This window comes from Novosphingobium sp. HR1a (genome assembly GCF_015594425.1).
Taxonomy (GTDB): domain Bacteria; phylum Pseudomonadota; class Alphaproteobacteria; order Sphingomonadales; family Sphingomonadaceae; genus Novosphingobium; species Novosphingobium resinovorum_A.
The window spans coordinates 72,369-84,977 of sequence record NZ_JABXWS010000025.1; the positions used below are offsets into that span (position 1 = coordinate 72,369).

The following is a 12,609-nucleotide window of genomic DNA, read 5'->3' on the forward strand; positions in this document are numbered from 1 at the left end:
CTCCCCGTTCTGTGTGCCGTTAAGGGCCGTCGAGTGCCATCAGGTCAAGGCGTTCGTCGCAGGCATCGCGGCGACGTTCGCTCACCGGATCGCGGGCATGATCTCCTCGGCGATCCATTGGGTGTAATCGTAATAGGCCTGGATGCCGGGAAGGGCCGGGATGGGCACGGAACTCCATGTGACACCCAGGGATTTCAGCCAGCCGAGGCGGTCGATGATCTCCTGTTTCGTCTGGCCGGGACGGGCGGTGGGATCGTCGAGCACCGCATGACCCTCGCCGACGCGGCTGGTGGACATGCCGTAATAGATGTCCGCAAGCTGGCCGTTATGGTCGGGTTGGGAGCGGATGAAGTCGATGCGCGCGGGAATGTCCTCGGGCTTGGTCAGAAATGGCCACCAGCCTTGCGCATAGCGGGAAACGCGCTTGAGGACGGCGTCGGCATCACCACCGAACCAGACGGGCAGATGCGGCTTCTGTACCGGCTTCGGCTCGAAGGCGACATCGCGGAATGAGACGTATTTCCCCTCGAATTCGGGATTTTCCTGAGTCCACAGTGCGATGATCGCCTGAATGTACTCCTCCGCCATTGCCCCGCGTTCGTGAAAGGGGACACCGAGCAGCGCGAATTCCTCCTCGAGCCAGCCGACGGCGAAAGTGATCGTGACCCGGCCGCTCGACAGCCAGTCCATCGTCGAGAGCGCCTTGGCCGTGACGATCGGATGCTGCGCCGGCAGGATCGCGATGCACGAATTGACGCGCACCCGCTCGGTCGCCCCGGCGATATAGGCCATGGCGGCATAGGCATTGAAGTAGAAAGGCCCGGAAAGATCGACGTGGCTTTTCGGAATGACGTGATGCTCGGGCACGGCGATCATCTCGAAACCCAGCTTTTCCGCCCATTTCGCAAGGCGGGTCTGATCGGCGCCGGTAACCTCGGTTTCCCACGGCTGCATCGTCGCCTTGAGCCGCAGCATGTGCGGCATCGCAAAGCCTAGTTTCATGATGTCCTCCCCGAATTTGGCCGACCGGGGAATGCCCCTAGTCGATCACCTTGCGCGCGATCAGATCGTCCATTTCGCCCCTCCGCAAGCCCAGCAGATCGCGTTAGACGTAGCCGTTATGCTCCCCGAGCAACCGCGCGCCGCGTTCGATGAGGGGCGGATCGGGGCTGGTCCGCCAGGACGGGCCGATGATCGGGCGAGTGCCGGAGCGGTGATCGGAGACCAGGCGATATGCCTGCCGCTGCCATAGGAATGCAACGGTGACGAGGTCCAGCGAACTCATCGACTTGAACGCCGGAACGCCTGCATTCCTGAGCTTTTCGGCAAGTCGCGCAGCATCGTGCGAGACGGTCAGCGCGCCGATCGCAGCGTCCAGCGCCAAGCGGTTCAAAAGCCGGTCGGCGAGGGCGGCGAAGCGCTCGTCGGCGGCCAGTGCGGGGGCTTGGAGCACTTGGCACAACGCCTGCCATTCGGCTTCGTTCGCCACTGCGATACTTGTCCAGCTGTGCTCCGCGCAAGGGTATGCGCTGTGCGGGCACATCTCGGGATGGAAGTTGCCGTCGGCCTCCGGCACCGCACCGATGACGCTCGCGGCGAAAGGCTGTCGCCGACGAGGCCGGTCATCGCTTCCACGGCGGACAGATCGATGAACCGGCCCTCACCGGTGCTTTCGCGGTGATGAAGCGCCGCCACGCAGGCGAGCGCCGCGCAGGCGCCTGCGGTGGAATCGCCGTAGCGGATGTTGTCGATCAGGATGTCGGCCGTGGCGACCATGCGCTTGACGAGGTCGAGGCCCTCGGCGGTCTTCATATCGACCCGCCCCTGGCTGAACTTCCTCGACGACGAACTGTCCGACTTCGACCGGGTGATGCGCGTCAACGTGCTGGGGCCGATGCTGGGGACGCGCAATGCGGCGCGGGTGAGGCGCAGGCAAGGGCGGGGCGGGGTGATCCTCAGCAACGCGTCGATCGCGGGGACGCTGGCGGGCATGGGGATGATGACCTACCGGGCTTCCAAGGCGGCGCTGATCCAGTTCGCCAAGTCCTCGGCCATCGACCTTGCACGGCATGGCATCCGGCTGAACTGCCTGGTGCCGGGACATGTGCGCACCGGGCTGTCCTCGTTCGGGCAGGCGGGCCCCGACACCGCGCTGGCGGCGGGGATCGAGGAGGGGGTGAACGCGGTCTACCTCTCCAACCAGCTCATCAAGTGACGGGGAGAGCCCGAGGACGCGGCCCAAGTCGCGCTGTTCCTCGCCAGCGACCGCGCGGCACATGACCGGCGCGGCGATCCCGGTGGAGGGCGGGGTGACCGTGGGCGATCCGGTCAACCATTTGCAGGATATTCTCGATGCGCGCGCGGCGGCGATGATGGTGGAGGATGCACCGGTCTAGCCGAGGAACCGCTCTATCTCGGCCGCGATCGTCCCGGGCATTTCGAGGTTGAGCATGTGCCCCGCCGCTTCATGGTCTATGCGGATGACGCGCTGTCCCATCGCGGCGATGGCCTGGGCGATCATGCGGAAGTCGGCGGTGTCGCACCCGCCGGTCAGCAGCAGGGCCGGCATCGCGAGCTGGCCCAGCCGCTCGCTGTCGGGGAGGGCGGGGCGCTGGGCGTCCTGCACCCACTGGCGGCCGTGGAAAGCCTCGATCGAGGCGCGCATGGCGGCTGCGGCGGTGGTTTCCCGCACCGCGTCGAACAGCGGGTGCTCCCACCACAGCGCGCGTGCCTGCGCCATGTCGCCCGCGCGGGCGGCGCGGCCGATCGCCTTCCAGCGCTCGACCCAGTCGGTGGTCCAGGTCCAGCCGACTATCAGGGGGCTCACCAGAACGAGCCGCCGCACCCGCTCCGGGTGGTCGAGCGCGAAATTCAGTACCGTCGCGCCGCCCAGCGACATGCCGCACAAGTCCGCCTCGGCGATCCCCAGCGCATCGAGCACGGCGAGGAGGTCGTCGGCATGCGAATAAGCCGAGTCGTCAATGTCGGTGCCAATGTCGGAGTCGCCGAAGCCGCGCTGATCGTAGACGATCAACGGGCGCGGCACGGTGAGGGCGGCGACCAGCGGGTCCCAGTCGCGCCGCGATCCGCCGAAGCCGTGTGCCAGTACCAGCGGCGTTCCGGGGGCGTCGCGGCGCTCGCCACTGAGGACGGCGCCGCCCACGGGGATGCGGAATTGCGAGGTCATGCCAAGACCTTAAAGCGCGGCGCGCCGGGATGAAAGCACCCGTCGCAGCTCTCGTCTAATGGCCGTCGCCGGTCCCGGGGCAAGCCCGGGACCCAGGATGGCTCAGGCCGAACCCATGTAGCGGCCGCCGTTGGTGCTGATCGTCTGCCCGGTCATGTAGCCCGCTTCATCGGAAGCGAGGAACGCCGCCGCCGCCGCGATGTCCGCCACCTGGCCGAGCCGCCCGACCGGCAGCGAGGCGCCATAGGCATCCGCGTCGATCGGCGCGCCGCGCAGCATGGGGGTGTCGATCGAGCCGGGGGGGATCATGTTGGCGGTGATCCCGGTCTTGCCCAGTTCCATTGCCAGCGCCTTGGTCAGCCCCAGCAGCCCGCCCTTCGAGGCGACGTAATGGCTCTGCGCGAACGAACCCGACTGCGTGGAAGAGGAGGTGATGTTGATGATCCGCCCCCAGCTGGCGGCCAGCATGTCCGGCACGATCTCCCGGGTCACTAGCCAGGGACCCTTGAGGTTGATGCGGATAACCTTGTCGAATTCCTCTTCCGGCACGTCCATGAACGGCGTGAACGGTGCGATGCCGGCGTTGTTGACGAGGATGGTGATGGCGCCGAACTTCGCGCGGGTCTCGTCGGCAGCAGCCTTGATCGCGGCCTTGTCCGAGCAGTCGACGGTGATGGCCAGCGCCTTGCCGCCCGCCGCCTCGATCTGCTTCACCGTCTCTGCCGCGCCTTCGGGGTTGAGGTCCCACACCGCAATGGCGGCCTTGTCCTCGGCCAGCCGCAGCGCGATGCCCCGGCCGATCCCCGAACCCGCGCCGGTGACGACGGCGACTTTGCCGTCAAGCGAACGTGTCATGTGCAATGCTCTCCCGGATCAATAATGCTGAACAGGTGAACAGCATATGTGCCGGGAGAGTCAAACCGCCGAAGCGATACGTCGCCCCGGAGCAAGTCCGGGACACGGGATTGTTACATCTTCTCCGCGAAGCTGCCGTAGCGGCCGCGATGGAACAGCATCGGCTCGTCCTCGCGCACGGTCTCCATGCGCAGCACCTGGCCCAGCACGAACCAGTGATCGCCCGCTTCGGTCACCGAGTAGAGCTTGCACTCGATCGCGGCGATGGAGTCGGCGATGACCGGCAGGTCATGGTCCGAGATGGCGTATTCGACGCCGACGAACTTGGCTTCGCCCTTGGCGGTGACGGCCTTGCAGACCGGCCCCTGGTCGCTGGCCATGACGTTCACGCAGAAGTGGCCGGCCTTCTCGATCAGCGGCCACGAGGTCGATGACTTGTCCGGGAAGAAGCCGACCAGCGGCGGGTCGAGCGATACCGAGGTGAAGCTGCCGACCACCATGCCGGCCGGCTTGCCTTCGTCCAGCGCGGTGATGACGCAGACGCCGGTGGGATAGGTGCCCAGGACCTTACGGAATTCCGCCGCATCGATGGTCGTCTCACTCACGCGCATGTCACCTTCGTCTGTTGTGCCGGCGGCGACCTTGCGCGCCGGGTGTTCGTCATATGGAACCGCAGTTAGCATTTCCGAACGGAAGCGCCATCGCGATATCGTGCATCCCTAGTGCCTGTAAGGCCTGTGCCGGGCAAGGGGGCACCGGTATTCATGGCGAAATCGTCCGGCGGGCGATCATTGCACGAACCGCGTCCTCAGATGCTGTTTTTGCAACCCGGCGTTTTAATCGCGCGATTAATTAAACTTGCTTCGCCCTGCTCAAAGGTGCAGGTGAGGAGTGTGTGGCGGATCGCCTACTCGTGAAGGCGAGGGACGATCCGGATGCCAGCGAAACGCGGGGCCTCGCCGGACACCTGCGCGCAAATTTTAAGGGAAGATGGACATGGCCACTGCCGAACTGATCGCCGAAACCCCCGTCGCCGCCGAAGTCGCCGAACTGGTCGCCCGTTCGCGCGCCGCGCAGGCGCAGATCGAAAACGCCACGCAGGAGCAGGTCGACACTTGGATCCGCGGCATGGTTTACGCCGTGTGCAAGCCCGGCATGGACGAGGAAATCGCCCGTGAGACCGTCGAGGAAACCCAGCTCGGCAACTACGAGGGCAAGTTCAAGAAGATTTCGGTCAAGACCCGCGCCACCCTCTACGACATCATCGACGACAAGTCGGTCGGCGTGATCGACGAGATCCCCGAGCGGAACATCGTCAAGCTGGCCAAGCCCGTCGGCGTGATCGGTGCGCTGTCGCCCTCGACCAACCCTGAGGCTACCCCGGTCATCAAGGCGATCAGCGCGGTCAAGGGCCGGAACTCGATCATCATCTGCCCGCACCCACGCGCGAAGTTCATCAACGCCAAGATCTGCAACCTGATGCGCGATGCACTGGTCAAGATGGGCGCGCCCGCCGACCTCGTGATCCCGATCGAGCAGCCCTCGGTCGAAAAGACCAACGAAGTCATGAAGCAGTGCGACCGCATCCTCGCCACCGGCGGCACGCCGATGGTGAAGGCGGCCTATTCATCGGGCACCCCGGCGCTGGGCGTGGGCGTGGGCAACGCGGTCATCACCGTCGACGACACCGCCGACCTCGATGACGCCGCCGCCAAGATCCTGCTGTCGAAGACGCTGGACTATGCCGCTTCGTGCTCGTCGGACAACGCGGTGATCCTGCTAGACGCGATCTACGACACCATGCTCGAAAAGCTGAAGGCCAAGGGCGGCTTCATCATCGAGGGTGAGAATAAGACCAAGCTGCAGAACGCGATCTGGGAAGACGGCGAGCACATCAACGCCAAAGTCGTCGCCCAGTCGGCCAAGTTCATCGCCGATTATGCCGGCTTCGCGATCCCCGAAGGCACTGCCTTCTTCATCGTGCCCGAAACCGGCTACGGCCCGGACTACAAGTTCTCGGGCGAGAAGATGACCGTCACCATGGCGCTCTACCGCGCGAAGGACATCGACGAGGCGATCCGCCTGACCAACGCCATCCAGGGCTACCAGGGCCAGGGCCATTCCTGCGGCATCTATTCGCAGAGCGACGCCAACATCATGAAGTTGGCCGAGGGCACCAAGACCAGCCGCGTGATGGTGAACCAGCCGCAGTCGGCCTCGAACTCGGGCAACGTGTGGAACGGCATGCGCCAGACCTTCTCGCTGGGCTGCGGTTCGTGGGGCGGCAACGGCACCAACAACAACGTGACGTGGCGCGATCTCATCAACGAGACCTGGGTGTCGAAGCCGCTGGCGCAGCACAAGGTGATCCCGTCGGACGAAGCGCTGTTCGGCAAGGATATCATCGCACTGGTGGGCTGATCTTCGTGCGGCAACCGGGTAGAGGGGTGGAGCGTTCCACACCTTTTATCCGGTTCCGTGGATGGAGATGACCGATGACCCGCACGCTTCCCTTTCTCGCCTTGACCGCCGCGCTGGCGCTGGGTGCCTGCTCGAAAGAGCCCGCGACGCCCGCCACCTCGGCGGCGCCGACCGAGACCGAGGAAGTGTTCCAGGAATCGCCCGCCCCGGTCGAGGCGAGCGAAGCGGGGCTCGATGCCGGCGGCGGCGCGAGCGCATCGGAAATCCCCGAGACGATCCGCGGCCGCTGGGGCCTCGTCCCGGCCGACTGCACCAGTACGAAGGGCGATGCGAAGGGCCTGCTCGAAGTCTCGGCCGACCAGCTCAAGTTCTACGAGTCGGTGGCGAAGCTGGGCGAAATCAAGGAAGCCGGCGAAAGCCGCATCCGGGGCACCTTCGACTACACCGGCGAAGGCCAGAGCTGGACCAACGACGTCGTGCTCGACGTGGCTGAGGACGGCAAGATGATGATCCGGCGGGACTACGGCAAGGACGCGATGCCGGGACCGCTCACATACACCCGCTGCGGTTGACAGCGCCCATGACGAAACAGGGCCCCATGGCCAAACAGGAATCACGATGACCGAACAGTTTGGCCTCACCGAAGACCAGCTCGCGATCCAGGAAACGGCGCAGCGGTTCACCGCCGACCGGATCACCCCCTTCGCGGCGGAGTGGGACGAGCAGCATCACTATCCCGTCGACGTCTGGAAGGCCGCGGGCGAACTGGGCTTCGGCGCGATCTACGTGTCCGAGGAAAGCGGCGGCATCGGCCTTGGCCGTCTCGACGCGGCGCTCATCATGGAGGCCATGTCCTACGGCTGCCCGGCGACCAGCGCCTATATCTCGATCCACAACATGGGCGCGTGGATGATCGACAAATTCGGCGACCAGCAGCTCAAGGACCGCTACCTGCCAGACCTCGTGTCGATGGAGAAGATCGCGTCCTACTGCCTGACCGAACCCGGCTCGGGATCGGACGCGGCGGCGCTCAAGACGACGGCGCGGCTGGATGGCGACCACTACGTCCTCAACGGCACCAAGCAGTTCATCTCGGGCGGCGGCGTCAACGACGTCTACGTCGTCATGGCCCGCACCGGCGAGCACAAGTCGCGCGGCATCTCCTGCTTCGTGGTCGACAAGGACACCCCCGGCGTCAGCTTCGGTGCGCCGGAGAAGAAGCTGGGGTGGAACAGCTCGCCCACCGCGCAGGTCGTCTTCGAAGACGCGCGCATCCCGGCCGAGAACCGCGTCGGCGCCGAGGGTGACGGCTTCAAGTTCGCGATGGCGGGCCTCGACGGCGGCCGCCTCAACATCGGCGCCTGCTCGCTCGGCGGAGCGCAGCGCTGCCTCGACGAGGCGGTGCAGTATGCCAAGGACCGCAAGCAGTTCGACCAGCCGATCGCCGAGTTCCAGAACACCCAGTTCCGCCTCGCCGACATGGCCGCCGAACTGGAGGCCGCCCGCGCGCTGCTCTACCTCGCCGCCGCCAAGGTGACGGCGGGAGCGCCCGACAAGACGCGCTTCTCCGCCATGGCCAAGCTGATCGCCACCGACACCGGCTCCTCGGTGGTGGACCGCGCGCTGCAGATCTTCGGCGGCTACGGCTACCTCAAGGACTATCCGATCGAGCGCTTCTGGCGCGACTTGCGCGTCCATCGCATCCTCGAAGGCACCAACGAGGTCATGCGCATGATCGTCGGCCGCGAACTGGTCAAGTAAGGGGGCCTTCATGACTGACGAAGTGCTGTTCCGGCGCGAAGGCGTCGCAGGCGTCATATCGCTCAACCGCCCCAAGGCAATCCATGCGCTGACGCTCACCATGTGCGAGGCGATGAGCGCGCAGCTGACCGCGTGGGCCACCGACGACGCGGTGGAAGTCGTGCTGATCGACCACGCCGAAGGGCGCGGGTTCTGCTCGGGCGGCGACATCAACCTGCTGCGCCATTCCGCGCTTAACGACGGCGGCGTGGAGGGACGCAGGTTCTTCTTCGAGGAATACCGCCTCAACCACCAGCTGTTCACGTACGACAAGCCGATCGTCGCCTTCATGGACGGCATCACCATGGGCGGCGGCGTCGGCATCTCGCAGCCCGCGAAGTACCGCGTGGCGACCGAGAACACCCGCTACGCCATGCCCGAAACCGGTATCGGCCTGTTCCCCGACGTCGGCGGCGGCTGGTATCTCTCGCGCCTAGATGGTCGCGTTGGCCAGTTCCTGGCGCTGACCGGCGCGCGCTTCGACGGCGCGGAATGCCTTTGGGCTGGCCTTTCCACCCATTACCTTCCCTCCGAAGCGCTGGCCGAGGCCAAGAGCCGGATCGCTGCGGGCGACGAGATCGGCGGCGTCCTCGCCGCGCTCTCGGTCAAGGCGCCGGAACCCAAGGTCGCCGCCAACGCCGGTGCGATCCGCAAGCACTTCGTCTTCGACACGCTGGAACAGGTGCTGGCCTCGCTGGAAAGCGATGGCGGCGAATGGGCGGTGAAGGAACTCGCGAGCCTGCGCACCAAGAGCCCGCAGGCCTGCAAGGTCTCGCTGCGCCAGCTCGAAGCCTCGCTGGGGCTGGAGACGTTCGCGCAGAACATGGCCATGGAATACCGCCTCGGCGCCCGCGTGCTGGTCCTGCCGGACTTTGCGGAAGGGGTGCGCGCGGTCATCGTCGACAAGGACCAGAATCCGCAATGGAACCCGGCTACGCCCGAAGGCGTGACCGAAGAGATGCTGGACGCGATCTTCGCGCCCCTTTCCCCCGAAGAGGAATGGAAGCCCCTATGAGCACGTACGAAACGATCCTGGTCGAGCAGAAGGGCGGCGTCACGCTCATCACGCTCAACCGTCCGCAGGCACTCAACGCGCTGAATTCGAAGGTTCTGGCCGATCTGATCGCGGCCTTCGCCGCCTTCGAGGCAGACCCGTCGCAGGGCTGCGCGGTCATCACCGGTTCGGGCGAGAAGGCCTTCGCGGCTGGCGCCGACATCAAGGAGATGTCGGACAAGCCCAGCGCCGAGTTCTATTCGGAGGACTTCTTCGCTGGCTGGACCAGCCAGATCGTCAAGACCACCCGCAAGCCCTGGATCGCGGCCGTCAACGGTTTCGCGCTGGGTGGCGGATGCGAACTGGCGATGATGGCGGACTTCATCATCGCCTCGGAAAACGCGAAGTTCGGCCAGCCCGAGATCAAGCTCGGCGTCGCGCCGGGCATGGGCGGCTCGCAGCGCCTGACCCGCGCCGTCGGCAAGTCGAAGGCCATGGACATGTGCCTCACCGGCCGCATGATGGATGCTGCGGAGGCGGAGCGCTCGGGTCTCGTCAGCCAAGTCGTACCGCTCGCCGACCTGCTGGAGACGGCGCTGAAGTCGGCCGCGACGATCGCCGCGATGCCGCCGCTCGCCGCGACCATGAACAAGGAAATGGTCAACCTCGCCTTCGAGACCACGCTCGACACCGGCCTCGTGCTGGAGCGCCGCATGTTCCAGGTGCTCACCGCGACCGAGGACAAGGCCGAAGGCATGGCCGCCTTCGTCGAGAAGCGCCCCGGGGTGTGGAAGGGCAAGTAACGTCGCATTCCCCTCCCGCTTGCGGGAGGGGGCAGGGGTGGGCCTGATTTAGACAGGTCCACCATTAGTTTCGGGAGAAGGCCCACCCCCGGCCCCTCCCGCAAGCGGGAGGGGAGATATTCCATGAAGATCGCATTCATCGGCCTGGGCAATATGGGCGGCGGCATGGCCGCAAACCTCGTCAAGGCGGGCCACGAAGTCCACGCCTTCGACTTGTCCGCCGACGCGCTGGCCAAGGCGGCCGAGAACGGCTGCGCCACCTATACCGCCGTCCCCGACGCGGTGAAGGACGCCGAAGCCGTCGTCACGATGCTGCCCAACGGCGGCATCGTGAAGGCGGTCTACACTGCCGACGTGATCGGCAAGGCCCCGGCGGGCGCGCTGTTCCTGGACTGCTCGACCATCGACCTCGCCACGGCGCGCGAAGTGGCCGAGCTGGCGACGGCGGCGGGCTACGAGATGGTCGATGCCCCGGTCTCGGGCGGCATCGCGGCGGCCAACGGCGGCACGCTTACTTTCATGGTGGGCGGTCCGGCACCCACGTTCGAGAAGGCGAAAGTCGTGCTCGAACCGATGGCCAAAGCCGTCATTCTCGCGGGCGAGAGCGGCGCGGGGCAGGTTGCCAAGATGTGCAACAACATGCTGCTCGCGGTCCACATGATCGGCACCTGCGAGGCGCTGGCGCTGGCCGAGAAGGCGGGCCTCGATCCGCAGAAGTTCTACGAGATCAGCTCGAAGTCCACCGGCTACTGCTGGTCGCTCAACGACTATACCCCGGCACCGGGCGTCGGCGCGGCCAGCCCGGCGGACAATGGCTATGCGGGCGGTTTCGCCTCGGCGCTGATGCTTAAGGATCTGCGTCTCGCCATGGGCGGCGCTGAGACGGCGGGCGCCACCGTGCCGATGGGCGAGCACGCGACGAAGATCTACGAAGCCTTCGTCGAGGCCGGCAACGGCGGCAAGGACTTCGGCGCGATCTTCACGACGCTGTAAGTAAAATTCTTCCCCGAGCTTGTCTCGGGCAGGGAAACCGCCCGCGCAGCGGGTGGTGGAGGGCGCGAGTTCCGGAAATTCCCCCTCCGTCAGCCCTCCGGGCTGCCACCTCCCCGAGACAAGCTCGGGGAGGAATTACTCGATCGCCTCTCCAGTTCGAACTTCGGCAGCTTCATGCCCTTGGTCCGGCTGGTCAGGTGATACCTGCGGCACAGCCCGCACTTGTACGGACGCAGCGGGAAGGGTGCCCGCGCGGCGACTTCCAGCGCCTCGGCTTCGCTGGCGTAGCGCGCCTTGCGCTGGCAGACGCCGGGGTTGGTGCGCATGTCAGCCGAGGATGGACGGGCCGAGCAGCGTGAGCATCTTCACGTCGATCGCGTATCCCTCGCCGCGCCACGTTTCGAGCGCCTGTGCAAGCCCCGAACGCGGCACGCGGTGCACCACGATGTCCTCGCTGTCGACGCCGCCGCCTTCGCCGACCTTCACCAGATCGTGCGCGCGGAACAGCGTGAAGCTTTCGGAGACCATGCCGGGCGAAGAGTAGAACTCGCCGAGGTTCTCGATGCGGCCTGCGTGGTAGCCGGTTTCCTCCTCCAGTTCGCGCGCGGCGGCGGTGGCGGCGTGCTCATCGGCCTTATCGTCATCGTCGCCGACGAGCCCTGCGGGCAGTTCGATGCAGCGCTTGCCGAGCGGCACGCGGTACTGGTCGACGAGGATGACGTGGTCTTCCGGGTCGATCGCCAGGATCACCGCCGCGCGGATGCCGCGCGCGCGGCCGACGTATTCCCAGCGGCCCTTCTTCTTCACGGTGATGAAGCGGCCTTCCCACATCGTCTCGACGGGGTGATCGGCATCGTAATGATCCGGCATGCTCATAATTCGATGGTTCCGTCGGGCAGTTCGTTGACGTCGTCCGGCAGGCGCGGGACGTGCAAGGAGAGGATCGCGCCGACTTTGGCGACGCCGGCGATCATGGCGTCGGCGGTGCGGCCCTCGCGCAGTTCGCCCAGCATCGCGGCGATGGCGTCGGCCCAGGTGCCGGGCTCTACTTTGCTGGCGATGGCCTCGTCGGCGAGGATCTCGACGCGGTGTTCGCGCATCGAGATGTAGATGAGGATGCCGGTGCGCCCGGTGGTGCGCCGCTCCGCGCTCATGCGGAAGGCGCGGGTGGCCTGGCCGTGGACGCGGGTGGTGCGGATGGGCGCCGGGATCAGGAAGAACTTGAGCGGCTGCCACAGCTGCAGCAGCGTCATCCCCGCGAACTTGATCGTCGCCACGCCCAGCGCCAGCGAGAGGATCATTCCGGGCGACCACTCATGGCCCCAGTCGGCGATCAGTGCGTCGTAGAGACCCATGTAGAAATCAGGCGCGATCGCCAGCGCGGAGAGGGCCAGGAACGCCACGAAGGCCGACCACGCCAGCGCGACGTCGGTGTAGCCGTCCGATCGGTCGGTCAGCATCGTGACGATCTCGCCTGAACTGAGCAGTTCGGCCTCGGCCACCGCGGCGCGGATGCGCTCGTGGTCCTCGGGGGTGAGGTATTTGGGTCTTGCCAT

Annotated in this window: 15 protein-coding genes and 1 pseudogene; 7 read left to right on the forward strand and 9 right to left on the reverse strand. The window is 66.1% G+C overall.

The genetic code is table 11. The features are described from left to right. Positions 1–81: 81 nt before the first annotated feature. The 3 genes and pseudogenes from HWN72_RS04940 to HWN72_RS31000 form a co-directional block, all read right to left on the reverse strand. Complete coding sequence (locus HWN72_RS04940) at positions 82–1,002, reverse strand: TIGR03619 family F420-dependent LLM class oxidoreductase (protein WP_069707505.1); 921 nt, start codon at positions 1,000–1,002, stop codon at positions 82–84. A gap of 103 nt (positions 1,003–1,105) precedes the next feature. Next, positions 1,106–1,543, reverse strand: coding sequence for a CoA transferase (locus HWN72_RS30995; protein ID WP_083274560.1), 438 nt, complete (start codon positions 1,541–1,543; stop codon positions 1,106–1,108). Between the two features lie 113 nt (positions 1,544–1,656). Next, positions 1,657–1,812 (reverse strand): annotated as a pseudogene (locus tag HWN72_RS31000) (CoA transferase); the annotation flags it as partial. Between HWN72_RS31000 and HWN72_RS04950 the strand changes: the two are divergent. Next, complete coding sequence (locus tag HWN72_RS04950; RefSeq protein WP_231958127.1) at positions 1,775–2,215, forward strand: SDR family NAD(P)-dependent oxidoreductase; 441 nt, start codon at positions 1,775–1,777, stop codon at positions 2,213–2,215. The pseudogene HWN72_RS31000 and the gene HWN72_RS04950 sit on opposite strands and share 38 nt — an antisense overlap. A 177-nt stretch (positions 2,216–2,392) precedes the next feature. On the opposite strand, the gene HWN72_RS04955 is transcribed toward HWN72_RS04950, so the two are convergent. The 3 genes from HWN72_RS04955 to HWN72_RS04965 form a co-directional block, all read right to left on the reverse strand. Beyond that, positions 2,393–3,187 (reverse strand): alpha/beta fold hydrolase, encoded by a 795-nt coding sequence (locus HWN72_RS04955; RefSeq protein WP_069707508.1) that lies wholly within the window; start codon positions 3,185–3,187, stop codon positions 2,393–2,395. 102 nt (positions 3,188–3,289) lie between these two features. Beyond that, entirely contained in the window at positions 3,290–4,042 is a 753-nt protein-coding gene (locus tag HWN72_RS04960) for an SDR family NAD(P)-dependent oxidoreductase (protein WP_036522578.1), read from the reverse strand. A 113-nt stretch (positions 4,043–4,155) separates the two neighbouring features. Further along, positions 4,156–4,647 (reverse strand): flavin reductase family protein, encoded by a 492-nt coding sequence (locus HWN72_RS04965; RefSeq protein ID WP_036523302.1) that lies wholly within the window; start codon positions 4,645–4,647, stop codon positions 4,156–4,158. Positions 4,648–5,038: 391 nt separating this feature from the next. Between HWN72_RS04965 and HWN72_RS04970 the strand changes: the two genes are divergently transcribed. The 6 genes from HWN72_RS04970 (at position 5,039) to mmsB (ending at position 11,053) form a co-directional block, all read left to right on the forward strand. Beyond that, complete coding sequence (locus HWN72_RS04970; RefSeq protein WP_069709111.1) at positions 5,039–6,463, forward strand: aldehyde dehydrogenase family protein; 1,425 nt, start codon at positions 5,039–5,041, stop codon at positions 6,461–6,463. A gap of 74 nt (positions 6,464–6,537) precedes the next feature. Beyond that, positions 6,538–7,035 (forward strand): hypothetical protein, encoded by a 498-nt coding sequence (locus HWN72_RS04975; protein WP_069707509.1) that lies wholly within the window; start codon positions 6,538–6,540, stop codon positions 7,033–7,035. Between the two features lie 46 nt (positions 7,036–7,081). Then, the gene (locus tag HWN72_RS04980; protein ID WP_036522582.1) at positions 7,082–8,224 is read left to right on the forward strand and encodes an acyl-CoA dehydrogenase family protein; all 1,143 of its coding nucleotides are present in this window, start codon (positions 7,082–7,084) and stop codon (positions 8,222–8,224) included. Positions 8,225–8,234: 10 nt separating this feature from the next. After that, positions 8,235–9,278, forward strand: a complete 1,044-nt coding sequence (locus tag HWN72_RS04985; protein ID WP_069707510.1) for an enoyl-CoA hydratase/isomerase family protein — start codon at positions 8,235–8,237, stop codon at positions 9,276–9,278. After that, positions 9,275–10,060 (forward strand): enoyl-CoA hydratase-related protein, encoded by a 786-nt coding sequence (locus HWN72_RS04990; RefSeq protein ID WP_008830415.1) that lies wholly within the window; start codon positions 9,275–9,277, stop codon positions 10,058–10,060. The genes HWN72_RS04985 and HWN72_RS04990 overlap by 4 nt, the downstream gene beginning before the upstream one ends. Positions 10,061–10,183: 123 nt before the next feature. Then, positions 10,184–11,053 carry a 3-hydroxyisobutyrate dehydrogenase gene (gene mmsB / locus HWN72_RS04995; RefSeq protein WP_069707511.1) on the forward strand — a complete coding sequence of 290 codons (870 nt, stop codon included), beginning with the start codon at positions 10,184–10,186 and terminating at the stop codon, positions 11,051–11,053. A gap of 89 nt (positions 11,054–11,142) precedes the next feature. Here the strand turns inward: mmsB and HWN72_RS05000 are convergent, their stop codons facing one another. Genes HWN72_RS05000 through HWN72_RS05010 form a run of 3 tightly spaced genes read right to left on the reverse strand, consistent with a single transcriptional unit; the run spans position 11,143 to position 12,609 of the window. Next, positions 11,143–11,379 carry a hypothetical protein gene (locus HWN72_RS05000; protein ID WP_036522589.1) on the reverse strand — a complete coding sequence of 79 codons (237 nt, stop codon included), beginning with the start codon at positions 11,377–11,379 and terminating at the stop codon, positions 11,143–11,145. Between the two features lies 1 nt (position 11,380). Then, positions 11,381–11,929, reverse strand: coding sequence for an NUDIX hydrolase (locus tag HWN72_RS05005; RefSeq protein WP_375154512.1), 549 nt, complete (start codon positions 11,927–11,929; stop codon positions 11,381–11,383). Beyond that, positions 11,926–12,609 carry a TPM domain-containing protein gene (locus HWN72_RS05010; RefSeq protein WP_069707512.1) on the reverse strand — a complete coding sequence of 228 codons (684 nt, stop codon included), beginning with the start codon at positions 12,607–12,609 and terminating at the stop codon, positions 11,926–11,928. Before HWN72_RS05010 ends, HWN72_RS05005 begins: the two co-directional genes overlap by 4 nt.

What these genes read in the sequence shown, in the direction of transcription:
- HWN72_RS04940 (WP_069707505.1), bottom strand. Translation starts at nt 1,002, where the DNA reads ATGAAACTAGGCTTTGCGATGCCGCACATGCTGCGGCTCAAGGCGACG.
- HWN72_RS30995 (WP_083274560.1), bottom strand. Translation starts at nt 1,543, where the DNA reads ATGTGCCCGCACAGCGCATACCCTTGCGCGGAGCACAGCTGGACAAGT.
- HWN72_RS04950 (WP_231958127.1), top strand. Translation starts at nt 1,775, where the DNA reads ATGCGCTTGACGAGGTCGAGGCCCTCGGCGGTCTTCATATCGACCCGC.
- HWN72_RS04955 (WP_069707508.1), bottom strand. Translation starts at nt 3,187, where the DNA reads ATGACCTCGCAATTCCGCATCCCCGTGGGCGGCGCCGTCCTCAGTGGC.
- HWN72_RS04960 (WP_036522578.1), bottom strand. Translation starts at nt 4,042, where the DNA reads ATGACACGTTCGCTTGACGGCAAAGTCGCCGTCGTCACCGGCGCGGGT.
- HWN72_RS04970 (WP_069709111.1), top strand. Translation starts at nt 5,039, where the DNA reads ATGGCCACTGCCGAACTGATCGCCGAAACCCCCGTCGCCGCCGAAGTC.
- HWN72_RS04975 (WP_069707509.1), top strand. Translation starts at nt 6,538, where the DNA reads ATGACCCGCACGCTTCCCTTTCTCGCCTTGACCGCCGCGCTGGCGCTG.
- HWN72_RS04980 (WP_036522582.1), top strand. Translation starts at nt 7,082, where the DNA reads ATGACCGAACAGTTTGGCCTCACCGAAGACCAGCTCGCGATCCAGGAA.
- HWN72_RS04985 (WP_069707510.1), top strand. Translation starts at nt 8,235, where the DNA reads ATGACTGACGAAGTGCTGTTCCGGCGCGAAGGCGTCGCAGGCGTCATA.
- HWN72_RS04990 (WP_008830415.1), top strand. Translation starts at nt 9,275, where the DNA reads ATGAGCACGTACGAAACGATCCTGGTCGAGCAGAAGGGCGGCGTCACG.
- mmsB (WP_069707511.1), top strand. Translation starts at nt 10,184, where the DNA reads ATGAAGATCGCATTCATCGGCCTGGGCAATATGGGCGGCGGCATGGCC.
- HWN72_RS05000 (WP_036522589.1), bottom strand. Translation starts at nt 11,379, where the DNA reads ATGCGCACCAACCCCGGCGTCTGCCAGCGCAAGGCGCGCTACGCCAGC.
- HWN72_RS05005 (WP_375154512.1), bottom strand. Translation starts at nt 11,929, where the DNA reads ATGAGCATGCCGGATCATTACGATGCCGATCACCCCGTCGAGACGATG.
- HWN72_RS05010 (WP_069707512.1), bottom strand. Translation starts at nt 12,609, where the DNA reads ATGGCAAGACCCAAATACCTCACCCCCGAGGACCACGAGCGCATCCGC.